The 24,948-nt window shown below is 61.4% G+C and carries 20 protein-coding genes; 17 read left to right on the top strand and 3 right to left on the bottom strand.

Annotated features, from left to right (window positions below; translation table 11 throughout):
* Nucleotides 1–13: 13 nt before the first annotated feature.
* The 3 genes from PHO31112_RS23220 (at nucleotide 14) to def (ending at nucleotide 4,357) form a co-directional block, all read left to right on the top strand.
* Nucleotides 14–1,540 carry a cell division protein ZipA C-terminal FtsZ-binding domain-containing protein gene (locus PHO31112_RS23220; protein WP_150623533.1) on the top strand — a complete coding sequence of 509 codons (1,527 nt, stop codon included), beginning with the start codon at nucleotides 14–16 and terminating at the stop codon, nucleotides 1,538–1,540.
* Between the two features lie 173 nt (nucleotides 1,541–1,713).
* Complete coding sequence (gene ligA / locus PHO31112_RS23215; RefSeq protein WP_150623531.1) at nucleotides 1,714–3,807, top strand: NAD-dependent DNA ligase LigA; 2,094 nt, start codon at nucleotides 1,714–1,716, stop codon at nucleotides 3,805–3,807.
* Between the two features lie 16 nt (nucleotides 3,808–3,823).
* Nucleotides 3,824–4,357, top strand: coding sequence for a peptide deformylase (gene def / locus PHO31112_RS23210; protein ID WP_150623529.1), 534 nt, complete (start codon nucleotides 3,824–3,826; stop codon nucleotides 4,355–4,357).
* An 848-nt stretch (nucleotides 4,358–5,205) separates the two neighbouring features.
* Here the strand turns inward: def and PHO31112_RS23200 are convergent.
* From PHO31112_RS23200 to map, 3 genes are all read right to left on the bottom strand, one after another.
* On the bottom strand, nucleotides 5,206–6,867 hold the full coding sequence (locus PHO31112_RS23200) for a pseudouridine synthase (protein WP_150623525.1): 1,662 nt from the start codon (nucleotides 6,865–6,867) through the stop codon (nucleotides 5,206–5,208).
* Entirely contained in the window at nucleotides 6,864–9,428 is a 2,565-nt protein-coding gene (locus PHO31112_RS23195) for a [protein-PII] uridylyltransferase (protein ID WP_150623523.1), read from the bottom strand. Before PHO31112_RS23195 ends, PHO31112_RS23200 begins: the two co-directional genes overlap by 4 nt.
* An 82-nt stretch (nucleotides 9,429–9,510) precedes the next feature.
* On the bottom strand, nucleotides 9,511–10,338 hold the full coding sequence (gene map, locus PHO31112_RS23190; RefSeq protein ID WP_150623521.1) for a type I methionyl aminopeptidase: 828 nt from the start codon (nucleotides 10,336–10,338) through the stop codon (nucleotides 9,511–9,513).
* 518 nt (nucleotides 10,339–10,856) lie between these two features.
* On the opposite strand from map, the gene rpsB reads away from it, so the two are divergent.
* The 14 genes from rpsB (at nucleotide 10,857) to lpxB (ending at nucleotide 24,888) form a co-directional block, all read left to right on the top strand.
* Nucleotides 10,857–11,606: a 30S ribosomal protein S2 gene (rpsB, locus tag PHO31112_RS23185; protein WP_010803861.1), complete on the top strand. Its 750-nt coding sequence runs from the start codon at nucleotides 10,857–10,859 to the stop codon at nucleotides 11,604–11,606.
* Nucleotides 11,607–11,760: 154 nt separating this feature from the next.
* Entirely contained in the window at nucleotides 11,761–12,642 is an 882-nt protein-coding gene (gene tsf / locus PHO31112_RS23180; RefSeq protein ID WP_150623519.1) for a translation elongation factor Ts, read from the top strand.
* A gap of 98 nt (nucleotides 12,643–12,740) precedes the next feature.
* Nucleotides 12,741–13,454 (top strand): UMP kinase, encoded by a 714-nt coding sequence (gene pyrH, locus PHO31112_RS23175; RefSeq protein ID WP_010803863.1) that lies wholly within the window; start codon nucleotides 12,741–12,743, stop codon nucleotides 13,452–13,454.
* 86 nt (nucleotides 13,455–13,540) lie between these two features.
* Nucleotides 13,541–14,101 (top strand): ribosome recycling factor, encoded by a 561-nt coding sequence (gene frr / locus PHO31112_RS23170; RefSeq protein WP_010803864.1) that lies wholly within the window; start codon nucleotides 13,541–13,543, stop codon nucleotides 14,099–14,101.
* 64 nt (nucleotides 14,102–14,165) lie between these two features.
* Nucleotides 14,166–14,948: a polyprenyl diphosphate synthase gene (uppS, locus tag PHO31112_RS23165; protein ID WP_150623517.1), complete on the top strand. Its 783-nt coding sequence runs from the start codon at nucleotides 14,166–14,168 to the stop codon at nucleotides 14,946–14,948.
* Nucleotides 14,948–15,757 (top strand): phosphatidate cytidylyltransferase, encoded by an 810-nt coding sequence (locus PHO31112_RS23160; protein WP_150623513.1) that lies wholly within the window; start codon nucleotides 14,948–14,950, stop codon nucleotides 15,755–15,757. Before uppS ends, PHO31112_RS23160 begins: the two co-directional genes overlap by 1 nt.
* 2 nt (nucleotides 15,758–15,759) lie before the next feature.
* A complete protein-coding gene (gene ispC / locus PHO31112_RS23155) occupies nucleotides 15,760–16,959 on the top strand; it encodes a 1-deoxy-D-xylulose-5-phosphate reductoisomerase (protein ID WP_150623511.1) in 1,200 nt (399 codons plus the stop codon).
* Nucleotides 16,960–17,004: 45 nt separating this feature from the next.
* The gene (gene rseP / locus PHO31112_RS23150; protein WP_150623509.1) at nucleotides 17,005–18,396 is read left to right on the top strand and encodes an RIP metalloprotease RseP; all 1,392 of its coding nucleotides are present in this window, start codon (nucleotides 17,005–17,007) and stop codon (nucleotides 18,394–18,396) included.
* 71 nt (nucleotides 18,397–18,467) lie between these two features.
* Nucleotides 18,468–20,771: an outer membrane protein assembly factor BamA gene (gene bamA / locus PHO31112_RS23145; RefSeq protein WP_174995846.1), complete on the top strand. Its 2,304-nt coding sequence runs from the start codon at nucleotides 18,468–18,470 to the stop codon at nucleotides 20,769–20,771.
* Between the two features lie 124 nt (nucleotides 20,772–20,895).
* Nucleotides 20,896–21,360, top strand: a complete 465-nt coding sequence (locus PHO31112_RS23140; RefSeq protein ID WP_246178491.1) for an OmpH/Skp family outer membrane protein — start codon at nucleotides 20,896–20,898, stop codon at nucleotides 21,358–21,360.
* Entirely contained in the window at nucleotides 21,357–22,445 is a 1,089-nt protein-coding gene (gene lpxD / locus PHO31112_RS23135) for a UDP-3-O-(3-hydroxymyristoyl)glucosamine N-acyltransferase (RefSeq protein WP_246178485.1), read from the top strand. The genes PHO31112_RS23140 and lpxD overlap by 4 nt, the downstream gene beginning before the upstream one ends.
* Complete coding sequence (gene fabZ / locus PHO31112_RS23130; protein WP_150623505.1) at nucleotides 22,442–22,900, top strand: 3-hydroxyacyl-ACP dehydratase FabZ; 459 nt, start codon at nucleotides 22,442–22,444, stop codon at nucleotides 22,898–22,900. The genes lpxD and fabZ overlap by 4 nt, the downstream gene beginning before the upstream one ends.
* 17 nt (nucleotides 22,901–22,917) lie before the next feature.
* Nucleotides 22,918–23,709: an acyl-ACP--UDP-N-acetylglucosamine O-acyltransferase gene (lpxA, locus tag PHO31112_RS23125; RefSeq protein ID WP_150623503.1), complete on the top strand. Its 792-nt coding sequence runs from the start codon at nucleotides 22,918–22,920 to the stop codon at nucleotides 23,707–23,709.
* 3 nt (nucleotides 23,710–23,712) lie between these two features.
* Nucleotides 23,713–24,888, top strand: coding sequence for a lipid-A-disaccharide synthase (gene lpxB / locus PHO31112_RS23120; RefSeq protein WP_174995845.1), 1,176 nt, complete (start codon nucleotides 23,713–23,715; stop codon nucleotides 24,886–24,888).
* Nucleotides 24,889–24,948: the final 60 nt, after the last annotated feature.

Here is a 24,948-nt window from a genome sequence, read left to right as displayed (position 1 = left end):
AGGAACGCCGCGCATGAATGAACTGCAGCTGAGTTTGATTGCCGCAGGGGTAGTGGTACTGCTGGGGGTCGTGGCATATAACGCCTGGCAGGGCAGCAAAGCACGCGCACGCATCCCGCGTCGCATGCCGGTCGATGGTGCCGGTATCGACGCGACTGCAGGGACGCCCGACGCCGACGACGATCGCCCGTTCATCGAACCGACGCTTTCGCCCCCGCGCGTGCCTGCGCATTCGGGCGAGCGCCGTGAGCCGACCCTGGGCGGCCCGGCTGCGGCGTCCGGTACGTCGGTGCAGGATGCCTTTACCATTAACGAAGACGCCTGGGATGCGCCGCCTGCCGCACGCAAGCGCGCCGCACAGGAGGCGGCCGCTCTCGCGGCGCAAACCGATGGAGCGGGCGCGAGTACGGGCGAAACCCCATTGGTGACCGACGCCCACCTGCCGGGTCATCCCGACGAGCAAGCGCACGACGCGGAACAAGCCGCCGCTGTGAGCACGGTGGCGCGCGTCGACGCCGAACTCGCGGCCGACGACACCGTGGATGCCGCCGCGGCTGGCGCGGTGGCTGCGGCTGCCGCGGCGCCCGATGCCGAAACCCTTGCACACGCAGAAGGCGCTGCGGCGCCGGTGGCGGAGCCGGCTGCTTCGGCTGCTTCCGTTGCTCCGGTGGCGCCGCCGGCACCCATCGCGGCCGCTCGTCCCGCAGTGCCGAGCGGCCCGCCGCCGGTTATCGACGAGCGCATCGACTGCATCGTCGAACTGCCTTTGGCAAACATGGTGGCTGCGGAGCGCCTGATGCCGTTGACCGTGCGCATGCGACGTGCTGGCAGCAAGCCGGTCAACGTCGAAGGGCGTGCCGACGAGCATTCGCCGTGGGCGTTGATTCGCACCGGCGGACGCTACCATCAGTTGCGCATGGCCGTGCAGTTGGCCAACCGCGCGGGTGCGTTGAACGAAGTCGAGTTCTCGGAGTTCTCGAACCTCGTTCAGACCCTCGCCGACGCGGTTGACGCCTTGCCGGAACTGCCCGACATGATGGAGACGGTGGCCCGTGGCCGTGAACTGGACAATTTCGCCGCGCAATGCGACGCGCAACTGTCGGTCAACGTGCTCTCGGACGGTGCCCCCTGGTCGGCGAACTACGTTCAGGCGGTGGCGACGCAGGATGGTCTGCTGCTCTCGCGCGACGGCATGCGTTTCGTCAAACTCGATGCTCGCCAGAATCCGGTGTTCATGCTGCAATTCGGCGACACGAACTTCCTGCGCGACGATTTGACATACAAGGGCGGTGATTTGATTACGATGCTGCTCGATGTGCCGGTGGCCGACGAAGACCTGCTACCGTTCCGCCTGATGTGCGATTACGCCCGTTCGATCGGGCAGCGTATCGGTGGACGCGTGGTGGACGATCAGCGTCGGCCGCTTTCGGATGCTGCACTGCAAAACGTCGACAAGCAATTGCTCAAGCTCTACGAGCGCCTCGAGGCGCGCGGTCTGCCGGCAGGCTCACCGGTGACGCGCCGCCTGTTCAGTCAGTAACGACGAGTGCGGTGCACGGCAGACGACAATCTGTCAGGCACCGCGTTCGATGCACGCCGTTCACCGTCGGGGGAGCGGCGTTTTCATTCCGATTGATTGCTGCTATCGGCGACGCGCAGGTGCGTACGTCGAAGGCATAATGTTCTGACTTCTCGTATCCCGAGTTTCCAAGCATGTCCCAAACTTCAGTTCCGGGTCAGGGTGCGAACGCGCGAAAGGCGGCCGATGCAACGGCGGCTGCGCAACGTGCTGCCGAATTGCGCATCGAATTGGCGCGTCATAACCGCGCTTATTACGAAGAGGATGCGCCGCTGATTCCCGATGCCGAGTACGACCGCCTGTTTGGCGAGTTGGTCGCGCTCGAGACCGACTATCCCGAATTACAGCGCTCCGATTCGCCTACGCAACGCGTGGGCGGCAAGCCGGTGGAGGGGTTCGCGCCGGTTGTGCACCGTGTGCCGATGCTTTCACTGAATAATGGCTTCGCCGACGAGGATGTCGAGGCGTTTGATCGCCGTGTGTCCGATGGGCTCCGCGATGGCAACGCGCCGTCTGGTGATCTATTCGGCGCACCTGTTGAATATGCCGTCGAGTTGAAATTCGACGGTCTGGCGATTGCACTACGCTACGAGTATGGTGTGCTCGTGCAGGCGGCAACGCGCGGCGACGGCACGACCGGTGAGGATGTCACCGCGAACATTCGTACGATCAAGAAAATCCCGCTGCGTCTCGATACCGACAATCCGCCGGAAGTGCTGGAGGTGCGAGGGGAGGTGCTGATGTTCCGCGCCGACTTCGACAAACTCAATCGGGCACAGGAAGCGGCGGGCGAGAAGGTCTTCGTCAATCCACGCAACGCTGCCGCAGGCAGTCTGCGACAGCTCGATTCGAAGATCACGGCCAAGCGACCGTTGTCGTTCTTTGCTTACGGGGTGGGCGAATTGGCGGGTGCTCCGATGCCGGAGACACACTCGGCCCTGCTTGACTGGTATGTGACGCTCGGGATTCCGGTGAACGACCGCCGCGACGTCGTGCAAGGCGCCGCCGGGCTACTCTCGTTCTACCGGGCGGTCGGCGAGGCGCGTGAGACGCTGCCGTATGACATCGATGGTGTGGTTTATAAGGTCAATCGCCGCGACGAGCAGGACCGCCTTGGGTTCGTCTCACGCGCCCCCCGTTTCGCGCTGGCACACAAGTTCCCGGCACAAGAAGCGCTGACGATATTGCTGGACATCGAAGTGCAGGTGGGACGAACCGGCGCGATTACGCCGGTGGCACGGCTTGCGCCGGTATTTGTGGGCGGGGCGACCGTGACCAACGCAACGCTGCATAACGAAGACGAGATCCGTCGCAAGGACGTGATGATCGGCGACACGGTGATCGTGCGTCGCGCGGGCGATGTGATTCCTGAGGTCGTCGGGTCGGTGCTTGAGCGCCGGCCGGCCGATGCGCGGGCGTTCGTCATGCCGACGGCGTGCCCGGTGTGCGGGTCGGCCATCGAGAAGCTGCCGGACGAAGTGATTGCGCGATGCACCGGCGGATTGATTTGTGCGGCGCAGCGCAAGCAGGCGTTGCTGCACTTTGCCCAGCGCCGGGCGCTCGACATCGAGGGGCTTGGCGACAAGCTCGTTGAGCAACTGGTCGATCAGCAGATTATTCGGACACCGGCGGACCTGTTCAAACTGGGTGTGGCAAAGCTCGCGGTGCTTGACCGGATGGCCGACAAGTCGGCGTCAAATCTGGTGGCGGCATTGGAGACGGCGCGTCACACGACGCTGGCGCGGTTCATCTTCGCGCTGGGTATTCGTCATGTGGGCGAAGCGACCGCGAAGGACCTCGCACGCCATTTCGGCAAGCTCGACAACCTGATGGCGGCTAGCGTCGATGAACTGCTGGTGGTGCCGGACGTCGGGCCCATTGTGGCCCAGTCCATCGCCATTTTTTTCGGTGAGCCGCATAATGTCGAGGTGATCGAACAATTACGGGCAGCCGGCGTCACCTGGACGGAGTCCGAACCTGCGGCCGTGGCGCCGCTACCGTTGGCGGGCAAGACGTTCGTACTGACGGGCACGTTGCCGACGCTCTCGCGCGACGAGGCGAAAGCCATGCTCGAGGAGCGGGGAGCGAAGGTGGCTGGCTCGGTCTCGGCGAAGACCGACTATGTGGTGGCGGGCGCCGAGGCGGGCAGTAAATTGACGAAGGCAGAGGCACTTGGCGTGCCCGTGCTGGACGAAGAGGCTATGCGGGCAATGTTGGCCGCGCTTTGATGTGAGGACCCAACCGATGATTCGCGACATACTGAAGATGGGTGATCCGCGCCTGCTGCGTATCGCCAAAGCTGTGGAGCATTTCAATACGCCGGAGTTGGACGAACTTGTCGAAGATATGTTCGACACCATGAAGCATGCGAACGGCGCCGGTCTCGCGGCCCCGCAAATCGGCGTCGACCTGCAGGTGGTGATTTTCGGCTTCGAGCACAACGAGCGCTATCCGGATGCGCCGGAGGTGCCCAAAACCGTACTCATCAATCCCGTCATCACGCCGCTGACGCAGGACATGGAAGAGGGGTGGGAAGGCTGTCTGTCGGTGCCGGGGCTGCGTGGTGTGGTCAATCGCTACTCGATGCTGCGCTATGAAGGGGTCGACCAGACCGGTAACCCTATCGACCGAGTAGCCGAAGGCTTCCACGCCCGGGTGGTGCAGCACGAATGCGACCATTTGATCGGAAAGCTCTATCCGATGCGGATTACCGACTTCAGCAAGTTTGGCTTCACCGAGATTCTCTTCCCCGGACTCGATCCGAATAGCGACGACTGAGGTTTGATGCGGTTGGCCGGCGTTGTTCGTCAATGCGTCGGCATCAATGGCAATGAAAAGTGGCTATTGTGAAGCTCAGAATGAAAGCGACAGGAACAGCGCGAAGCGATATCTTCCGTGGTCTTAGGTGCTTCGCCTGAGCTTCTGGCTAGTTTCAGTATCCGTGGCTAGGGGGGGGTATAGCAGCCTGGCCGCCGGTAGGGCCAGCGGTGCCCCGGCGTACCACTTGCCCTGTCTCTTGGCCGACAAACAGCGATGACTGGCTACCGTGGGGGCGACCTGACAAGTACGGGCGAAACGTTTCCCAAGTTTCGGCGACCTGTGTCCATCTCCAGCACGGAACCTCTTTCTCCAGAAGCAGAGACGTGGCGACGGACAACGGAATCGTTCCGTCTGCGTGCAGAGGCTTTTGCCATGCAGTCGCTGCGCGAGCGAAATGCAATTCCTCGGCCACGGCCATAAAGCATCGAAGATGACGAAGATCCATCATCGTCAATGAGAAATCCTCGCAGCCCGAAATATCGCCCAAGAAACAATGTTTGCTCCCGCAGCGACTAGGCAAAGCAAAGCAGACTGAACCCCATCCCGGTATCGACAGCGATGCCTCCCCATATGGCGCCTGAAGCAACGGCTAGGTAAGTGAGAGCGCTGTTCAGTGCCGTGGCTATGCCCTTTGCCAAGAAGGCGGTCGAGAATGTCTCCTCGTAGCGTGCGGAGTGCCAGTTCTGATCCGTAGCGCAACACATACCCAGCCGCACCTGCACTCCCTACGCCTTGCGCACTTCTGACGGCTGTGACCTGCCCCCTTCAGGGGGGGGCAACGGGCGTCTAGCAAAGTCCCTTTAGTCTCAGAAGCCTTCGCCGGTGCGTAGGTAACGCCACTCGCCCACGGGCAGGTTGCCCAGCGTGATGCGTCCCATGCGCACGCGCTTGAGGCCGGTCACATGCAGACCGACGAGTTCGCACATCCGGCGAATCTGGCGCTTTTTGCCTTCCTTGAGCACGAAACGCAGTTGCTCCGGGTTCTGCCATTCGACCTGTGCGGGCTTGAGCGGTTGATCGTCGAGTTCGAGGCCGTGACGTAGAAGGGCCAGACGCTCTGCGGGGAAGTGCGCCTCGACGTTTTGCTCATGCTCGTTGTACGACACGCGCACGAGGTATTCCTTCTCGATATCCGAGTCTTCGCCGATCAGTTGCTTGGCGACGCGGCCATCCTGCGTCAGGACGAGCAGCCCCGTCGAGTCGATGTCGAGGCGGCCGGCCGGTGCAAGGCTGCGCAGATGCGACGGCGAGAAACGTACGCCGGCATCGTCCTCGGACCAATGGTGTTCACGTGTCACCAGTACGACGGCGGGTTCGTAGCCGTCTTCGGCTTGTCCGGAGACGTAGCCCACGGGTTTGTGCAGCAGGATCGTGACGCGATTGGCCTGCTCCTTTCGTGCGGCTTGCACCACAGTGATTTCCTGCGTCGGCAGAATCTTCGTGCCGAGTTCGGTGATGACCTTGCCGTCAACGCGCACCCATCCCTTGGCGATCCACTCATCGGCTTCGCGACGCGAGCACAGACCGAGTTCCGACATGCGCTTGGACAGACGCAGCGACCCGGCGGCATCATGATGGACCTTGATGTCGTCGTCATCGTCGCGGGTTGCGCGCGGCGCGCGTGCAGGACGTGTCGATCGCGCAGCCTGGGTGTCTCGATCATCACGAGCGAAGCGGCCGCGTGGCGCGCTTTCAGTGGCACGGCGCGGGCGGTCGTCATCGAAGCGGCGCGGCGCGCGGTCGTCGGTGCCACGTTTGGCGGGGCGAGCGTAATCGTTGCGGGCACCACCTTCGGTGGCACGACGCGGGCGGTCTTCGTCGAAACGACGTGGTGCGCGGTCGTCTGTGCTGCGCTTGGCGGGACGGGCGTAATCGTTGCGGGCACCACCTTCGGTGGCACGGCGCGGGCGGTCTTCGTCAAAACGACGTGGTGCGCGGTCGTCTGTGCTGCGCTTGGCGGGACGGGCGTAATCGCTGCGGGCGCCACCTTCGGTGGCACGACGCGGGCGGTCTTCGTCGAAACGACGTGGTGCGCGGTCGTCTGTGCCGCGCTTCACCGGACGAGCGTAATCGCCACGGGCGCCGCCTTCGGTGCTGTGACGCGGACGGTCTTCGTCCAAACGTGCGGGGCGCGCCCCTGCAACGCGCTCACGTTGACCACGCACCGGCGGACGTTCACCCATGGGGCGCTTTTCATATGGCTTCGCCGCGCCGGTAGCGGGTTTGCGTGGCGCAGCGCCACTGCCAGCAGGGCGACGCGCGCCGGCCGGCGTCGCGGCATCGTCTGCCGGACGCGGACGCGCCGGTTTTGCCGCAGGCTTCTTTTTCGCGCCGCTGGCGTCGAGCATTGACGCGGGCACGGCCTTGGTCGTACGACGCAGTGCGCCGGACGAACGCACCGGTGCGCGGGTCTTGTCGAGCGTGCGGGGATGTTTGGCGCCGAGTTTGGCGCGCGGGGTATCGCTCATGGTTCCAATGCTTCTAGTAATTCGGTCTCGACGGCAATTTGCAGGCGATTGTCCTGCAAACGGCTGCCATCAAGCAGGAACGTATCTTCGACACGTTCGCCGAGGGTATTGATGCGGGCGGTACGCACGCTCACGCCATGACGCGCAAGTACGCGAGCGACCGCATAGAGCAAGCCGGTGCGGTCGTTAGCCGACACCGACAGCAGGTAATACTGGCCACGTTCGTCAGGCCGCAAATCGACGCGCGGCGTGACCGGGAAGCTACGCGAACGTCGTGGCAACCGTCCTTTGTTCGGCTCCGCCAGAGGCTCGATGCGCGTGAGCAACGACACCAACTCGCTTTCCACCAGATTGATGATGTCACGGTAGCTGGTATCGAGGCCTGGGTCCGTCAACAGGAAACTATCCAGTGCGAAGCCGTGGCTGGTCGTGTGCACCTTGGCATCGAGAATCGACAGCCCCTTGCGCTCGAAATAGCCGCATATGCGAGCGAACAGATCGACCTGATCGCGCACGTACACCATGACCTGAAGCCCTTCGCCAATCGGCGACGGGCGCGCCTTGACGATCGGGACGGCGCTGTCGACGTGTCGCCACAAATGACGCGTCTGCCATGCGACGTCCGCCGGATCGTTGCGCAGGAAGTACGCAACGTCGAGTGTGTTCCAGAGCGCTTCCTGCGCGCGCTCAGGCACGGTGTACAGTCGCAGCAGCCCGAGTGCTTCCTCTTTTCGCGTTTTCAACTGCGAATGCGGATCAGGGTTCGCACCGCCCAGCACCTGCAAGGTAAGCCGATAAAGGTCTTCAAGCAGCTTGCCCTTCCAGGCGTTCCAGACTTTGGGGCTGGTGCCGCGAATATCGGCGACCGTCAGAAGATACAGCGCTGTCAGACGCCGTTCGTTACCGACCTTTTCCGCAAAACGCCGGATGACCTCGGGGTCGGTCGTGTCCTGCTTTTGCGCGACGGTGCTCATCGTCAGATGCTCACCGACAAGCCAGACGATCAGCTCGGTATCTTCCTTGTCGATGCCGTGACGCGTGCAGAAACGTCGCGCGTCGGCCATGCCGAGTGTGGAGTGATCGCCGCCACGGCCTTTCGCAATGTCGTGGAAGAGGGCCGCAATCGTCAGTACCCATGGCCTGTCGAAGTTCGCGATCAACTGGCTGCAGAACGGGTACTCGTGCGTGTGTTCTGCCACGGCAAACCGGCGGATGTTGCGCACGACCATCAGGATGTGCTGATCGACCGTGTACACGTGATACAGATCGTGCTGCATCTGTCCGACCACGCGACGGAAGTTGATCAGATACCGGCCAAGCACGCTCGTCTGATTCATCAGGCGCAAGGCATGCGTGATGCCCTGCGGTTGCTGAAGAATTGCAAGAAACGTGCGGCGGTTCTCGGCATCGGCGCGCCATTGCGCATCCATCAATTCGCGGGCATTGTACAGCGCCCGTAGCGTCCGCGCCGACAGCCCTTTCACGCCCACGACCTGCTCATATAGCAGGAATGTCTCGAGGATCGCGTTCGGATGACGTTGGTACAACTCGTCATCCACGATCTCGATCATTCCCTGCTTCTCGACGAAACGCTCGTTGATCACACGGGTGACGCCGCTGGTCTGCGGGAACAGGCGAGCCTCGACGTTGAGCAGCAGCACCGTATTGAGCTGGGAGACGGCCTTCGCCGCCCAGTAGTAGCGGCGCATCAGTTGCTCGCTGGCGCGCTTGGTCGTTGTCGCGTTGAAGCCCAGACTCTGCGCGAGCGATGTCTGCATGTCGAACACGAGCACATCCTGACGCCGCCGTGCGAGCAAGTGAAGCCGTGCCCGCAGCCCCTTCAGGAATTGTTCGTTGCGGCGCAATTCCTTCAGTTCGCGATCGGTCAGCAAGTCCCGTGCGAACAGTTCCGACCAGCTATTGCCAAGGCCCGCCGCCTTCGTCATCCAGAGAATGACCTGCAGATCGCGCAGACCGCCGGGGCTTTCCTTGCAATTCGGTTCGAGGCTGTATGGAGTGTCCTGATATTTTGCATGACGCTGACGAATTTCCAGTTGCTTGCTGCGGAAAAATGCGCGCGGATCCAGGTCTGCCGAAAAGCGTTGTTCGAATTCGTCGAACAAGGCACGGTTGCCCGTCAAAAGCCGCGCTTCGAGCAGGCTCGTTTGCACCGTAACGTCGGCGTGCGCTTCGGTGATGCACTCGTCGACCGTACGCACCGACGAGCCGATTTCGAGTCCGATGTCCCAAAGGAAGCCGATGAACGGCTCTACGTGCGACGTGAGCGCCGCTCCCTCGGCGTTCCGATGCAACAGGAGAATGTCGACGTCCGAGTGCGGATACAGTTCGCCGCGTCCATAGCCGCCGACTGCCACGAGCGCGAGATTGTCGGGCATCTGACACTCGGCCCATGCTTCGCGCATGGCCTGATCGACGGCCTGACACATGCCGTGCAACAGGGTGTCGATTTTGCCGTGCGCGGAAAAGCGTTCGACAAGCTCGGCCTTGCGTTCCTTGAGGGCCTGACGTAACGGAGAAGGGGCGTGCGCACGCGCGTGCATGACGGCTTCCTGAGTATGTAAGTAATGAGCCAGGCCGGGTGGGTGGCCGCCCGTTCGGCAGGCGGCCGGACGATATGAATGCTCAGGCTGCTGCCGCGAATGATGTTACGTACGACGAGCCGGGCGGCGGCGGGGGCGTCAGCGCCGAGTGCGTTAGCACTTCGTGCCCCGTCTCCGTCACCAGCACGGTGTGCTCCCACTGCGCCGACAGGCTGCGATCGCGTGTCTTGACCGTCCATTGGTCGGGCATCGTTCGAATCTCGCGCTTACCGGCGTTGATCATCGGCTCGATAGTGAAAATCATCCCGGTTTGCAGCACGAGCCCGGTGCCCTGCCGACCGTAATGCAGAATCTGCGGATCCTCGTGAAATACCTGGCCGATGCCGTGGCCGCAGTATTCGCGCACCACGCTATAGCCCTGGGCTTCGGCGTGGGTTTGAATCGCCTGACCGATATCGCCAAGATGCGCGCCCGGGCGTACCTGATTGATGCCGAGCCACATGCATTCATACGTGACTTGCGTCAGGCGCTTGGCGAGGATCGAGCCTTCGCCGACGATGAACATCCGGCTGGTGTCGCCGAAGTAGCCATCCTTGATGACGGTGATGTCGATATTGAGCGCATCGCCGTTCTTGAGCACCTTGTCGCCGGGAATGCCGTGGCAGATCACATCGTTGACCGAGATGCAGGTGGCCTTGGGGTAGGGCGGATAGCCCGGCGGTTGGTAATTCAGCGGCGCCGGTACGGTGCCCTGTTCCTTGATCATGTACTCATGGCAGAGGCGGTCGAGTTCCCCGGTGGAGACGCCGGCGTGCACGTGCGGCGTAATGAAATCGAGCACTTCGCTGGCCAGTCGACAGGCGACGCGCATCATTTCAATGTCGTGGGCATTCTTGAGAGTGATGGCCATTGCTGAATCGGACAAGTTGCATAAACAGTGCCGCATTATCGCACCAATGGACGGTTTTCGCCCCGTCTGGCGCGGATTTCGGAGCGTTCCGACAATGAATTGCCGATGTTCCGGGTGGTGGGCGGGCTGCAGAGCGAATCGGGTCGAATGCCGCGCGAACCGGGCGTTTCCGGCTTGTCATCACGAGTTCACACGCCGCTTGAGCGCTGGCGTGGTGCAATGCTATAATCTCGGGCTAAGTCGAGGACGAGTTGCTAATAAGGCCGAGGGTTTTCCCTTGGTTTTCAAGGGTCTTCACCGGGATTTGTGGGCATTTTTGCCCCAATGTGGTGCCGGATGGCGCTGCGCCCGGTGAGGTGTCGGGTGGCAAATGTCGTCATCGGCTTGGAAATCTTGAAATCGCGGGCCGGCGCACCCAGGGTGCCCGATCTTCCCGGGCGGGCCATGCAAAGCTGTATGGCAGTCTGGCGAAACGGGTACGGCAGCCGGTCTAAGACCTAACCCTCACGGAGAATCACATGTCTGTCACGATGCGTCAGATGCTGGAAGCGGGCGTCCACTTTGGTCACCAAACCCGTTTCTGGAACCCCAAGATGGCCCCGTATATCTTCGGCCATCGCAACAAGATTCACATCATCAACCTCGAAAAGACGTTGCCGATGTACCAGGACGCACTGAAGTATGTGCGTCAACTGGCAGCAAACCGCGGCACGATCCTGTTCGTGGGCACGAAGCGTCAAGCGCGTGAAATCGTGGCGGAAGCCGCAGGCCGCGCCGGTATGCCTTTCGTCAACAACCGTTGGCTGGGCGGCATGCTGACGAACTTCAAGACGCTGAAGTCGTCGATCAAGAAGCTCAAGGACATGGAACAGGCTCTGGAAGCCGGCGAGCAAGAGCGCATGAGCAAGAAGGAAGCGCTGCTGTTCGATCGTGAAATGGCCAAGCTGCAGAAGTCGATCGGTGGCGTGAAGGAAATGGGCGGCATGCCCGACGCCATCTTCGTCGTCGACGTTGGTTACCACAAGATTGCCATCACCGAAGCCAACAAGCTGGGCATTCCGGTGATCGCCGTGGTCGATACGAACCACTCGCCGGACGGCGTTGACTACGTCATCCCGGGTAACGATGACTCGAGCAAGGCGGTTGAGCTGTACGTGCAAGGCGTTGCCGATGCGATCCTCGAAGGCCGTGCAAACGCCGTCAAGGAAGTCGTGGAAGCCGTTCGCGGTGATGGCGACGAGTTCGTCGAAGTGAACGAAGAGGCGTAAGCGGCCACCGCTGCGTAACAAAGGGGGCTGCTTGTGGCGCCCCTTTTTTTTAGTCCGATTTCCCCGCGTCGGGTGCGCGGGGCGCCGTGAGCGGGCAGTGCGGCCGTTCGGGCGCCATCCTCTCCCGACTGATTCGATATACAGGAGTAACGATATGCCGGCAATTACTGCAGCAATGGTGGGCGAACTGCGCGCCAAGACCGATGCGCCGATGATGGAATGCAAGAAGGCGCTGACCGAAGCCGACGGCGACATGGTCCGTGCTGAAGAAATCCTGCGTGTCAAGCTGGGTAGCAAGGCCAGCAAGGCCGCCAGCCGTATTACGGCAGAAGGCGTGATCGCTGCCTACATCGATGGCGGCAAGGGTGCCGTTGTCGAAATCAACTGCGAAACCGACTTCGTCTCGAAGAACGACGACTTCCTGAAGTTCGCCAACGACGTGGCCAAGCTGGTCGCCGAGCACAACCCGGCCGACGTGGCGGCGCTGTCGGCGCTGCCCCTCGAAGGCAAGACCGTCGAGCAGGTGCGTGCCGACCTGATCGGCAAGATCGGTGAAAACATGACGATCCGTCGCTTCCAGCGTTACGAGACGTCGGGCAAGCTGGCTGCGTACCTGCACGGCACGCGTATCGGCGTGGTCGTCGAGTACGAAGGCGCTGACGCTGAAGTGGGCAAGAACGTCGCCATGCACATCGCCGCCATGAAGCCGGTGGCCGTGTCGGGCGATCAGGTCTCGCCGGAACTGATCGAGAAGGAGCGTAAGGTCGCTGCCGAGAAGGCTGCCGAATCGGGCAAGCCGGCAGAGATCGTCGCCAAGATGGTGGAAGGCAGCGTGCAGAAGTTCCTGAAGGAAGTCTCGCTGTTCAACCAAGCTTATGTGAAGGACGATAAGTCGACCGTCGAGCAGATGCTCAAGGCCAACAACACGTTGGTCAAGGGCTTCACCATGTTCGTGGTTGGCGAAGGCATCGAGAAGAAGCAGGACGACTTCGCTGCCGAAGTGGCCGCACAAGTGGCCGCTGCTAAGCAGTCGTAATTCGCGCAGTATCGCAGTATCCGGGGGCGGCGGTGCCGTCCCCGTTGTTTCATCCAGAATACCCCAACAGTGCCCGACCAGACTTCTTAAGGACCGTCATGTCTACTCCTTACAAACGCGTACTTCTCAAGCTCTCTGGTGAAGCCCTCATGGGTGATGATGCATTCGGCATCAATCGTGCGACCATCGAGCGCATGGTTGGCGATATTGCCGAAGTCGTTCGCCTGGGCACGCAATTGGCCGTCGTGATCGGCGGTGGCAATATTTTCCGGGGTGTGGCTGGCGGAGCCGCCGGTATGGATCGTGCGACTGCCGACTATATGGGCATGCTGGCCACCATGATGAACGCCCTGGCGCTGCAAGATGCCATGCGTCACGCCGGTATCGAGGCGCGTGTACAGTCCGCGCTGCGCATGGATCAGGTCGTTGAACCGTACATCCGCCCGCGTGCGATCCGTCAGCTCGAAGAGGGCAAAGTCGTGATTTTCGCCGCAGGTACGGGCAACCCGTTTTTCACGACCGACACGGCGGCTGCGCTGCGCGGCTCGGAAGTCGGCGCCGAAGTGGTGCTCAAGGCGACCAAGGTCGATGGCGTGTACTCGGCTGACCCCAAGAAGGACCCCAACGCGGTAAAGTATTCGACCATCAGCTTCGATGAGGCCATTTCGAAGAACCTGCAGGTCATGGACGCGACTGCTTTCGCGCTGTGCCGCGATCAGAAGATGCCGGTGCGCGTTTTCTCGATTGTGAAGCCGGGCGCGCTCAAGCACGTTATCCTCGGCGAAGACGAGGGAACGCTCGTCCACGTTTGAGCTCAAATTGCGGCGTTGGCGCGTAATGGTGCGCCAACGCCGTGTCATTTACGTTTTGCGTAACAATTCAAGGTTTGGAGGTTGTCATGAGCGTTGCTGACATCAAGAAAAATGTCGAGCAAAAGATGAAAAGCTCGATCGAGTCGTTCAAGAACAACCTGGCGAAGATTCGTACCGGTCGCGCACATGCCGGCCTGCTCGATCACGTGCAGGTGGATTACTACGGCTCGATGGTACCCATCTCCCAGGTCGCTAACGTGAACCTCGTAGACAGTCGTACGATCGGCGTGCAGCCGTGGGAAAAGAAGATGGTTCCCGTGGTCGAGAAGGCCATTCGCGAATCGGACTTGGGTCTGAACCCCGCCACGCAAGGCGATCTGATTCGTGTACCGATGCCCATGCTGACCGAAGAGCGTCGTCGCGAACTGACCAAGCTGGTCAAGTCGGAAGGCGAGTCCGCCAAGGTTGCCGTGCGTAATCTGCGCCGCGATGCCAACGAGCAACTCAAGAAGCTGGTCAAGGACAAGGAAGCCTCGGAAGACGATGAGCGCCGTGGCAGCGACGAAGTTCAGAAGCTCACGGACAAGTTTGTCGCCGAGATCGACGAGTTGGTGAAGCAGAAAGACGCCGAGATCATGACGGTCTGAGTGCCGAGGCACTCACCGTAAGATCTCCGCCGACTTTCGCGCTCGACTCTCGCGCCGTATCTCAATGGGTTTTCTCAGCTCTTCGCTCTCTGTTCCCGAATCAGCGAGCATTCCGCGCCACGTCGCCATCGTCATGGATGGCAACGGGCGTTGGGCTACCAGTCGTAAATTGCCCCGCGTCGCAGGGCATAAGCGTGGCGTCGATGCCGTGCGTGAAGCGGTGACGGCATGTGCCGAACTCGGCATCGAGTACCTGACCCTGTTCGCGTTCAGTTCCGAGAACTGGCGTCGTCCGCAGGATGAGGTCTCGACGCTGATGCAGCTTTTCATCCTCGCGCTCGAGCGCGAGGTGGGGAAGCTGCACAGTAATGGAATTCGTCTGCGTGTGATCGGTGCGCTTGAAGCGTTCGAACCGCGCATTCAGGAGCTGGTCAAGCGGGCGGAAGAGCGTACGCGAGACAACAAAGGTCTCACGCTGACCATCGCTGCCAACTACGGTGGACGATGGGACATTCTGCAAGCCGCACAGAAGCTCGCTGCCGCGCGTGTCGCGCAGGGCGGAGCGGCTGCGCTCGAGGCGTCGTTCAGCGAGGACGATCTCGCGCCTTACCTGAGCATGGCGTACGCGCCGGAGCCGGATCTTTTCATTCGAACTGGCGGCGACCAGCGCGTCAGTAATTTTCTGCTCTGGCAACTGGCGTACACTGAACTATATTTCACCGAAGAATTCTGGCCGGACTTCAACGCCAATACGCTCAAGCGGGCCGTCGCCGAGTTTCAACAGCGCGAGCGCCGCTTCGGCCGTACCAGTGCGCAAGTTCAGAACCCCTCGGGACAATCCGCCTGATGCTCAAGACACGCGTTATTACCGCTGTCGTACTTCTCGCCATTCTCTTGCCTGTGATCTTCGTCGGTACGCCGGCGCAGTTCGCATTGCTCGCTGCCGTTATTGTGGCCGCCGCCGGCTGGGAATGGGGGCGGCTCGTTGGTCTGAACGGAGCGGGGGCCGTCTTCTATGGTGCACTCGCGCTGCTGGGCGTGGGCTTCACATGGGTGGGCGGCTGGACACTTTCGTCGATCTGGCTCAAACCCGCCGCCATCTTCTGGCTGCTGGCCGGACCCTATACGCTGGCGCGTAAGCCCGCAACCAAGGGAGCATGGCGCGGTTTGTTGCTCGTCGCCGGCCCGGTGTTGCTGATTGCGGCGTGGCAGGCGCTGTGTCTTGCGCGTGAGCGTGGCGTGGCATTTCTTCTCTCGGTACTCGTGATCGTTTGGCTTGCCGATACCGGCGCCTACTTTGCCGGTCGCGCGTTCGGCCGTCGCAAGCTTGCTCCCTCGATCAGTCCCGGGAAGTCTTGGGAAGGCGCTGTCGGAGGATGGCTGTTGGTGCTCGTGGCCGCTGCGGCGGTGCTCGCGAGCGGCTTGCAGGCGCCGACCATCGTTTCTCATCTCGCAGACACGCTCGGCCTGGCACTTGGCGCATTGGCGCTGACGGTGCTGGTGGCTTTTTCGGTCGTGGGCGATCTGTTCGAATCTCAACTCAAGCGGCAAGCCGGTGTAAAAGATTCCAGCGCGCTGCTGCCCGGCCATGGGGGGGTGCTCGACAGAATCGACGCATTGCTTCCTGTGCTCCCACTGGCTCTGCTCTTCGTCTGATCATGTCGCAACATCTCTCTATTCTTGGCTCCACCGGCTCCATCGGCGTTAGCACGCTGGATGTGGTGGGGCGTCATCCCGACCGATTCTCCGTCTATGCGCTGTCGGCGCACCGCAATCTGGATCGCCTGTTCGAGCAATGTGTCGCGCATCGCCCGAAGGTGGCGGTGGTGGCCGATGCGCAAGGCGCCCACTCGCTTGCGGCGCGCCTGGCCGATGCCGGGCTGAAGGTCGAAGTGACTTATGGTCCGCAGGCGTTGATCGAGATTGCGCAAGCGTCTGAAGTCACCATGGTCGTGGCTGCCATTGTCGGTGCCGCCGGGCTCCAATCGACCCTTGCCGCCGCTCGCGCCGGCAAGCGCATTCTGCTCGCGAACAAGGAGTCGCTTGTGCTCTCCGGTGCGCTGTTCATGGCAACGGCCGAGCGCGCGGGAGCCACGTTGTTGCCGCTCGACAGCGAGCACAACGCCATCTTCCAGTGCTTGCCGCAAGTGGCCGGGGAAAACCGGGTTTCGACACGCGGTGTGGAAAAGCTGGTCTTGACGGCTTCGGGAGGCCCGTTCCGCGAGCGCGAACTGGCCTCGCTCGAGAACGTCACACCGGACGAAGCGTGTGCGCATCCGAACTGGGTGATGGGCCGCAAGATTTCGGTGGATTCCGCCAGCATGATGAACAAGGGGCTCGAGGTGATCGAAGCCCGCTGGCTATTCAACATGCCGCCCGAGAAGATCGAGGTGCTGATTCATCCGCAGAGCGTGATCCACTCGATGGTGACGTATGCCGATGGTTCGACGCTCGCGCAGCTCGGCAACCCCGATATGCGCACGCCGATTGCTCACGCGCTTGCTTTCCCTGATCGCGTAACGTCGGGCGTGACGGGGCTCAATCTCGCCGATATCGGCAAACTGACTTTCGAAGCACCGGATCTGCGCCGTTTCCCGTGTCTGCGTCTGGCGTTCGACACGCTGCGCAGCGGCGGCACAGCCGGTGCACTGTTGAATGCCGCCAATGAGATTGCGGTCGCGGCATTCCTGGAAGGACGCATTCGCTTTACCGCCATCGCGCAAGTCGTGGAGCAAGTGCTCGATGCCGTCGCGGTGGGCGAAGCCACCTCGCTCGATGTCGTGCTCGAGGCCGATCGTCGTGCTCGCGAGTTGGCAGCGGGTATCGTCGCCAAGCTGCCGGCGCCTGCGTCGTCCTGACGCTCAGGCGTATGTCGTAACGTCCCCTGGGGCTCGAATTCGCTCATGACTCTGTTGACCACGTTGCTCGCGTTTGCCGTCGCCATTGGCGTGCTGGTGGTATTCCATGAGTTGGGCCATTACTCCGTGGCACGCCTGTGTGGCGTTAAGGTTCTGAGATTCTCGGTCGGGTTCGGCGTGCCGTTGTTCAAGTGGACGATGGGCCGCGATCGCACGGAGTGGGCCGTCTGCGCCTTGCCGCTTGGTGGCTACGTCAAAATGCTCGACGAACGGGACGAGACGCAGATCGTTGCGCCGGAAGATCGCGCGCGCGCCTTCAATCAGCAGTCCGTCTACAAGCGTTTTGCCATCGTTGCGGCCGGTCCGGTCGCAAACTTCCTCCTTGCCATCGCGCTGTACGCGGGTCTGAATCTGGCCGGCGTGACCGAGCCCATCGCGCGTATTGCGCCGCCGGCGGCAGGGACGTTGGCGGCGCGCGCAGGCATGTCCGGTGGTGAGCTGATTACCGGTGTCCGCGAGAACGGCGGCAGTCCCGACGAAGCGGTTGGCGATGAAGCGCCCGTGCGTTCCTGGGAAGATCTTCGCTGGCGTCTGGTCGATCCGGTGATCGACGGACAGCGCGTCACGCTGGTGGCGCGTACCCGCGACGGTCGTGCCGAGTTCATGCTGGATGCCGCCGGTCAGCATTTCGATGCCGACGGCGAGCAGGACTTCATGCAGCGCCTCGGGCTGGTGCCGTCGGCGCGCGTCAAGGTGGGGCAACTGATGGCCGGCGGGGCCGCCGGTCTTGCTGGGTTGCGGGTCGGTGACGAAATCACTGCAATCGACGGTAGCCCCGTCGGATCGGCGAAGGCCCTGGTGGACGCCGTGCGTGCCCATCCAGGTAAGCCGATGACCCTCACGGTGCGGCGCGACGGTGCGTTGCGCAACATGACGCTGACACCGAGTGCGGAGGTCGATCCGGCCGAGGCGGGTGGGGCGCGCGTTGGCAAGATCGGTGCGGCGCTGGCCAGTCAGGTCGACACGGTGACGGTGCGTTACGGGTTATTCGAGGCGATTGGGCGTGGTGCGCAGCGCACGTGGGACGTCACGGCGTTCAGCGTGCGGATGTTCGGAAAGATGATCACCGGGCAGGCATCGCTGAAGAATTTGAGCGGGCCGGTGACGATTGCAGACTATGCGGGGCGTTCGGCCAGACTCGGGCTGGATTATTTCGTTGCCTTTCTCGCGCTTGTCAGCATTAGCCTTGGCGTATTGAATCTGTTACCAATTCCAGTTTTGGACGGTGGCTATCTGTTATATTATGCGGTCGAAGCGATAACCGGTCGGGCAGTTTCCGAGCGGTGGCAAAGCGCGCTGCAACGAGTGGGCATCGTTTGCATCCTTGCGCTCTCCGCCGTAGCACTTTTCAATGACCTGTCGAAGTTGCTGCACTAGACAGCGTCACGGGCCTGCCGTCGCAGGCAAATCCGAGTTTTTACGATTCAATTGTTTCTTGGGGAAGCAAGTTGTCGAATAAATACCACCTTGTTCCGAAGACCCTGGTGATTGCGGTTCTGGCGGCACACAGTTTCTTGGCACGCGCCGTCGAGCCGTTCGTGGTCAAGGATATCCGAGTGGAGGGCTTGCAGCGCATCGAACCCGGTACCGTGTTCTCGTACTTGCCAGTCAAACCGGGTGACAAGTTCAACGACGATAAGGGCACCGAAGCAATTCGTGCCCTTTATGCAACGGGCCTGTTCTCGGACGTGAGCGTTGAAGCGCAAGGCAGCGTGCTGGTGGTGCATGTCAACGAGCGTCCCGCGATTGCTTCCATCGACTTCCTTGGCATCAAGGAATTCGACAAAGACGGTCTGAAGAAGGCACTGCGCTCGGTCGGCCTGACCGAAGGCCGCACCTTCGATCGCAACCTGCTCGACAAGTCGGAGCAGGAACTCAAGCGTCAATACCTTACGCGCGGTTACTACGCTGCCGAGGTGAAGACGACGGTCACGCCGCTCGAGCGTAACCGCGTGGGTATCCAGTTCGCCGTGACCGAAGGCCCGAAGGCGACGATCCAGCAGATCAACTTCGTTGGCAACAAGGCGTTCTCGTCGTCGGATCTGATGGCGGAGATGGAACTCGGCACGCCGAACTGGCTGTCGTGGTACTCGAAGAACGACCTGTACTCCAAGGACAAGCTCACGGGCGACCTGGAAAAGCTGCGTTCGTTCTATCTGAACCGCGGTTATCTGGAATTCAACATCGACTCCACCGACGTTTCGATCACGCCGGACAAGGACGAGATGTTCCTCACGATCAACCTGCATGAAGGCGAGCCGTACAAGGTATCGGACGTCAAGGTTGGCGGCGAGATGCTGGGCAAGCAGGATGACATTCAGAAGCTCGTACAGTTGAAGCCGGGCGACACTTTCTCTGCGGCCAAGCTGCAAGCCAGCACGAAGGCGATTTCCGATCTGCTGGGTAACTACGGCTTTGCGTTCGCCAATGTGAACGCCCAGCCGACGATCGATCGCAACAACCACACGGTGGCGTTGGCGCTGACGATCGATCCGGGCCGTCGCGTGTACGTTCGCAAGATCAACATCGTGGGCAACTCGCGCACGCGTGACGAAGTGATCCGCCGCGAACTGCGCCAGCTCGAAAGCTCGTGGTATGACGCCGACCGCCTCAAGCTGTCGCAGGATCGTATCAACCGTCTCGGCTACTTCACCGACGTGAACGTGACGACCGAGCCGGTAGCCGGTTCGAACGATCAGGTCGACCTTCAAGTGAAGGTGGAAGAAAAGCCGACCGGCACGATCAACGTGGGTGCGGGTTTCTCGTCGACCGACAAGGTGGTGCTGCAAGCCGGTATCAGCCAGGACAATGTGTTCGGTTCGGGTACCTCGCTGTCGGTGAACGTGAATACCGGTAAGACCTACCGTACGTTGGCTGTCACGCAGGTCGATCCGTACTTCACGGTCGACGGTGTGAGCCGTATTACCGACATCTACTACCGTACGTATCAGCCGCTGCTGCTCACGAGCAATTCGGATTTCCGTATCAACACGCTGGGCGGTAACCTGAAGTTCGGTGTGCCGTTCTCGGAAGTCGACACGGTGTTCTTCGGTATCGGCTTCGAACAGACGCGTCTGCACCTGACGAGCGATGGCACGACGCCGCAACGCTATATTGATTACGCCAACCAGTTCGGTTACGTCAGCAACAACTACCCGCTGACCGTGGGCTGGTCGCGCGATTCGCGTGACAGCGCACTGATCCCGAATCGTGGCCACTATCAGCAGGCCAACATCGAAATCGGTACGCCGATCGGAACGACCAAGTACTTCCGTGCTTACTACCAGCACCAGTACTACTACCCGGTGAGCCGTGGCTTCACGCTGGCGCTTAACGGTGAAGTCGGCTACGGCCACGGGATGGGCGGTCAGCCGTTCCCGATCTTTAAGAACTACTACGCGGGTGGTATCGGTTCGGTGCGGGGTTACGAGCCGAGTTCGCTGGGTCCGAAGGACACCAACGGCGAGCCGCTGGGTGGTGCTTCGAAGCTGATCGGTAATATTGAACTGACGTTCCCGCTGCCAGGCACGGGTTATGACCGCACGCTGCGTATCTTCACGTTCCTGGACGGTGGTAACGTGTTCGATAACGGCCAGGCGATTACCTTCAATAACCTGCGCTATTCTTACGGTTTCGGCCTGTCGTGGATTTCACCGATTGGCCCGCTCAAGCTCTCGATGGGCTTCCCGCTCGTCAAGAAGACGGGCGATCAGTATCAGAAATTCCAGTTCCAGGTCGGTACGTCGTTCTAACGACGACACATCGATCGGTTCCGAACGTTTCATCGTTGTGAGGGGTAATACATTGAACGGTATCCGTAAGCATTGCCTTCGCGGCCTTGCCGCGGCGTTGCTGGCTGGTGCGGCATTCGCCGCCATGGCTCAGGATGCGCGCATCGCCGCTGTCAACTCGGATCGCATTCTTCGCGATTCAGCGCCGGCCAAGGCCGCACAAGCCAAGCTCGAAGCCGAGTTCTCCAAGCGGGACGCGGATCTGCAGGCGATGGCGCAACGTCTCAAGGCGATGTCGGACAAGCTCGACAAGGACAACCCGACGTTGTCCGATGCCGAGCGTGCCAAGCGTCAGCGTGATCTGGCAGCCGCCGACACTGAGTTCCAGCGCAAGCAACGCGAGTTTCGTGAGGACCTGAATCAGCGTCGCAACGAAGAACTCGCGGCCGTGCTCGATCGCGCCAATCGCGTCATCAAGCAGATTGCGGAAGCGGACAAGTACGATCTGATCGTGCAAGAGGCGGTCTACGTGAGTCCGCGTATCGACATTACCGACAAAGTGCTCAAGACGCTGAACGCAAGTTCGGGTAGCGGCACTGGTGGCAAGTGACGGGCGCGTCGTCCACGCCGGCATTGCCGTCGGTGTCGCTGGCTCAATTGGTCGCCCGCTTCGGTGGCGACCTCGTGGGTGACGGCGACGTCGCGGTCGATGGTCTGGCACCGCTCGATCGCGCGAGCGCCAAGCAACTCGCGTTTCTGTCCAATCCGTTGTATCTCGCCGAAGTGCCCAATTCGGGCGCGGCGGCCGTGATTCTCTCCAAAGCCGACTTCGACAAGCTGCCGTCGTATGAAGGGCGCGCGTGGATCATCGCGCCGAATCCGTATGCGTACTTCGCGCGCGTGGCTCAGATGTTCGCGCAAGCCGCGGCGCCTGTACCGCCTGCCGGTATTCATCCGAGCGCAGTCGTCGATCCGACGGCTGTTGTGCCGGCGTCGTGCGTCATCGGTCCGAATGTCGTGATCGAGGCGGGGGCGCGTCTGGGCGAGCGGGTTCGTCTGGTGGCGAACGTGTTCGTCGGTCGCGGTACGACGTTGGGTGACGACGTGCTCGTCTATCCGAATGCCACGCTTTACCACGCGACCGTGATTGGCGCGCGTTGCGTGATTCACGCGGGCGCGGTGATCGGTTCGGATGGTTTCGGATTCGCGCCCGACTTCTCTGCCAATGGCGGCGAGTGGGTAAAGATTCCTCAGGTGGGACGTGCGGTGATCGAGGACGACGTCGAAATCGGCGCATCGACCTCCATCGATCGCGGTGCGATGGCCGATACGGTGATCGAGCGCGGTTGCAAGATCGATAATCAGGTGCAGATCGCGCATAACGTGCGCGTGGGAGCCTATACGGTGATTGCCGCATGTACGGGCATCGCCGGCAGCAGTACTATCGGGAAATTCTGCATGCTGGGCGGCGCCGTGGGCGTGGCCGGGCATGTGACGATTGGCGACCGGGTCATCGTGACGGCAAAGTCGGGGGTGTCGAAGTCGATTCCTGGCCCGGGAACCTATACCAGCGCGTTTCCGGCTATCCCGAATGCCGAATGGAACAAAAACGCGGCCATCATGCGTAATCTGGACAAGATGCGCGACCGCGTGCGTCAACTTGAAGCGAAGGTCAAAGACCTGCAGGACAAATGAGCGAGACCACTATTACCATCGACATCCACAAGATCATGAAGCTGCTGCCGCATCGGTACCCGATGCTGATGGTGGACCGCGTGATCGGCCTGGAGCGCAAAAAGAACATCAAGGTCATCAAGAACGTCACGATCAATGAGCCGTACTTCACGGGTCATTATCCGCAGCGTCCGGTGATGCCGGGCGTGCTGATCGTCGAAGCGCTGGCGCAAGCCGCTGCGCTGCTCACGTTCTCGGAAGAGGCGGTGCACGACGAGAACACGCTGTACTACTTCGTGGCTATCGAGAGCGTTCGCTTCAGGCGTCCGGTCGAACCGGGTGACCAACTCGTGCTCGACGTCGATTTCGTGAGCGAGCGCCGCGGCTTCTACAAGTTCAAGGGCAAGGCGTTGGTAGAGGGCGAGACCGCGGCGGAAGCCGAGTTCATGTGCATGGTCAAGAAGAACGGCGAATAACCGGAATCGAGATGCTCATGACCCATATTCATCCCACTGCAGTCGTCGATCCGAAGGCGCAACTCGCTGAGGACGTTGCCGTCGGTCCCTATGCGATTGTCGGGCCGAATGTGACGATCGGCGCCGGCACGCAGATTCTTGCGCATACGATTGTCGACGGCCATACAACGCTGGGCGAGGGCAACAAGATCGGCCCGTTCGCGTCGATCGGCGGCAGCCCGCAGGATATGAAGTACGCTGGCGAGCCGACGAAGCTTGTCATTGGCGATCGCAACACGATCCGCGAATTCACGACCATCCACACCGGTACGGTGCAGGACGGTGGCTTGACCGGTATCGGCAATGACAACTGGATCATGGCCTACGTGCACATCGCTCACGACTGCCACGTGGGCAACCACACGGTGTTCTCGAGCAATGCGCAACTGGCCGGCCACGTCCAAGTCGGTGACTGGGCAATCATTGGCGGCATGACCGGTGTGCATCAGTTCGTGCGCATTGGTGCGCATTCGATGGTGGGCGGGGCTTCGGTACTCGTGCAAGACGTGCCGCCGTTCGTGATTGCGTCGGGCGACCGCGCTGTGCCTTATGGCATCAATGTCGAGGGGCTGCGTCGCCGTAACTTCACCGCCGATGCCATTACCGCGCTGCGTCACGCGTATAAGCTGCTCTATAAGAGCGGTTTGACGCTCGACGAAGCGAAGGTGCAGATCGAGGCCTTTGGCAACGCAGGTGCGCCAGATGTCTTCGACGCCGTGCGCTCGCTGCTCGATTTTCTCAATACTGGCACGCGCGGTATCGTGCGCTAATCTATGCCGCCGACCCTTTCCGGCGCCGGCCAGCGAACCCTGGCGATGGTGGCAGGGGAGCTGTCTGGCGATCTCATTGCCGGCAACGTTCTTGCCGGCCTCAAGCAGAATCTTCCGGCCGACATCGCATACGCGGGTGTCGGTGGTCCGCATATGGCGGAGGAGGGCTTCGACGCCTATTGGCCGATCGACAAGCTCTCCGTCATGGGCTATGTCGAAGTCATCAAGCATCTGCGCGAGATTCTCTCGATTCGCAAGCAACTTCGCGAGCGTTGGCTGGCGGACAAGCCGCTGGCATTCGTGGGTTTCGACGCACCCGACTTCAACTTCGATCTCGAAATCAAGCTGCGCGAAGCGGGCATTCCCACGATCCATTTCGTGAGCCCGTCGATCTGGGCTTGGCGAGGTGGGCGCATCAAGAAGATCAAACGCGCGGTCGATCACATGCTGTGCCTGTTCCCGTTCGAGCCGGAGATTTACCACCGGGCGGGTATCGATGCGACGTTCGTCGGCCATCCGATGGCCGACAAGATTCCGATGGTGCCCGATGTCGCCGGTGCGAGGGCGAAGCTGGCGCTCCAGGGAGATAGCCCTGTCGTCGCCATCCTGCCGGGCAGCCGGACATCCGAGGTGCAACGTCTCGCGCCGGTGTTTTTCGCGGCGATGCGTTTGCTGGCCAAGCGCGACCCGTCGATTCGCTTCGTCCTCCCGGCCGCCACGCCGCGCCTGCGTGTGCTGATGCAATCGATCCTGGACGCGCACAGCGACCTCAATCTGACCGTGACCGAAGGCCGAGCGCCCCTTGCGCTCGAAGCCGCAGATAGTGTGCTACTCGCCAGCGGAACGGCTACGCTGGAAGCAGCGCTGTACAAGAAGCCGATGGTCATCTCGTATAAGGTGCCTTGGCTGACGGCGCAGATCATGAAGCGTCAGGGCTATCTGCCGTATGTTGGGTTGCCGAATATCCTGTCGGGCGAGTTCGTCGTGCCGGAGTTGCTGCAGCATTTCGCGACCCCTGAAGCCCTCGCCAATGCCGTCTGGAAGCAGTTGATCGACCCGGCGTTGCGCGAATCCTTGCAGGCGCGCTTCACGAAGATTCACGAACAACTGCGCCAGAACACGGCGGCGCGTTCGGCCGAAGTCATCGAGCGCGTGTTGCGTGAGAAAGGGCGGATATGAGCGAGGAAGTCAAAGCGCGCCGTGTCGCACGTAAAGTCTCATCGGACGAAGACGTTACGC

The organism is Pandoraea horticolens, from assembly GCF_902459555.1.
Lineage (GTDB): Bacteria > Pseudomonadota > Gammaproteobacteria > Burkholderiales > Burkholderiaceae > Pandoraea > Pandoraea horticolens.
The sequence above is the reverse complement of the archived record's forward strand: the minus strand, read 5'-3'. Positions and strand labels throughout refer to the sequence as shown.

Bases quoted from the DNA above. Each gene is read 5' to 3' on its own strand.
- PHO31112_RS23220 (WP_150623533.1), top strand. From the start codon at position 14: ATGAATGAACTGCAGCTGAGTTTGATTGCCGCAGGGGTAGTGGTACTG.
- ligA (WP_150623531.1), top strand. From the start codon at position 1,714: ATGTCCCAAACTTCAGTTCCGGGTCAGGGTGCGAACGCGCGAAAGGCG.
- def (WP_150623529.1), top strand. From the start codon at position 3,824: ATGATTCGCGACATACTGAAGATGGGTGATCCGCGCCTGCTGCGTATC.
- PHO31112_RS23200 (WP_150623525.1), bottom strand. From the start codon at position 6,867: ATGAGCGATACCCCGCGCGCCAAACTCGGCGCCAAACATCCCCGCACG.
- PHO31112_RS23195 (WP_150623523.1), bottom strand. From the start codon at position 9,428: ATGCACGCGCGTGCGCACGCCCCTTCTCCGTTACGTCAGGCCCTCAAG.
- map (WP_150623521.1), bottom strand. From the start codon at position 10,338: ATGGCCATCACTCTCAAGAATGCCCACGACATTGAAATGATGCGCGTC.
- rpsB (WP_010803861.1), top strand. From the start codon at position 10,857: ATGTCTGTCACGATGCGTCAGATGCTGGAAGCGGGCGTCCACTTTGGT.
- tsf (WP_150623519.1), top strand. From the start codon at position 11,761: ATGCCGGCAATTACTGCAGCAATGGTGGGCGAACTGCGCGCCAAGACC.
- pyrH (WP_010803863.1), top strand. From the start codon at position 12,741: ATGTCTACTCCTTACAAACGCGTACTTCTCAAGCTCTCTGGTGAAGCC.
- frr (WP_010803864.1), top strand. From the start codon at position 13,541: ATGAGCGTTGCTGACATCAAGAAAAATGTCGAGCAAAAGATGAAAAGC.
- uppS (WP_150623517.1), top strand. From the start codon at position 14,166: ATGGGTTTTCTCAGCTCTTCGCTCTCTGTTCCCGAATCAGCGAGCATT.
- PHO31112_RS23160 (WP_150623513.1), top strand. From the start codon at position 14,948: ATGCTCAAGACACGCGTTATTACCGCTGTCGTACTTCTCGCCATTCTC.
- ispC (WP_150623511.1), top strand. From the start codon at position 15,760: ATGTCGCAACATCTCTCTATTCTTGGCTCCACCGGCTCCATCGGCGTT.
- rseP (WP_150623509.1), top strand. From the start codon at position 17,005: ATGACTCTGTTGACCACGTTGCTCGCGTTTGCCGTCGCCATTGGCGTG.
- PHO31112_RS23140 (WP_246178491.1), top strand. From the start codon at position 20,896: ATGGCTCAGGATGCGCGCATCGCCGCTGTCAACTCGGATCGCATTCTT.
- fabZ (WP_150623505.1), top strand. From the start codon at position 22,442: ATGAGCGAGACCACTATTACCATCGACATCCACAAGATCATGAAGCTG.
- lpxA (WP_150623503.1), top strand. From the start codon at position 22,918: ATGACCCATATTCATCCCACTGCAGTCGTCGATCCGAAGGCGCAACTC.
- lpxB (WP_174995845.1), top strand. From the start codon at position 23,713: ATGCCGCCGACCCTTTCCGGCGCCGGCCAGCGAACCCTGGCGATGGTG.